The organism is Alcanivorax sp. HI0083, assembly GCF_001635175.1.
Map to the genome: position 1 here is coordinate 1 of NZ_LWFX01001071.1, position 658 is coordinate 658.

1 protein-coding gene is annotated in these 658 nt (G+C 58.8%); it reads right to left on the reverse strand.

The genetic code is table 11. The annotated features are described in order from the left end of the window. The coding region (locus A3754_RS14165) for a sensor histidine kinase (protein WP_197468663.1) at positions 1 to 658 on the reverse strand (658 nt) is incomplete at both ends.

A 658-nucleotide genomic window follows, 5' to 3' on the forward strand; every position in this document is an offset into this window, starting at 1 on the left:
TGCCACCTGCAAACGCTCCCCCATCCGCAGCTGCTCGATGTGAATATAGCGCCGACACAGCTCCAGTTCTTCTTCCAGTGAGGCCTCGTTTCCACTGTTCTTGAGGCTGGCGCGAAACAGCACCGACAAGTCCTCCACCACCTGCTCCGCCCCATCCGGGTCCACCGCGATAAGGCTGGCGATAATGTTCATGGAATTGAACAGAAAGTGCGGGCGGATCCGTGATTGCAGGGCCTGAATACGTGCCTGCAACTCAGCCTGATCCTTTTGCCGCAACTGCTCCTGCACATAGAAATAGCGCATAACCAGGCCGGCGATGATCGCCGCAATCAAGCCGTTAACCGGAATTTCTGTAGACCACAGCCCCATTTCCAGTGCGCCGCCGCTCACCCAAGCCATGATCAGCCGGGCCAGAACGCTGAACAACAGGGTATCGACCACCACCAGCAATACCACAGCGGTAGAGGTCCAGGCGGGTGGCAACAGGTTCAGTCGATTACGCAGCTGGCACACCAGCGCCGCAGACGTCAGCCCCACCCACTGCACGAACAGAGAGGTAACCGCCAGCCGACCGACACTGAAATCGTCGTAGTAAGTGGCCACCAACGTCACCACCAACGCCATCAACTCAGCCACCACCACCACCACCAGCACGGCT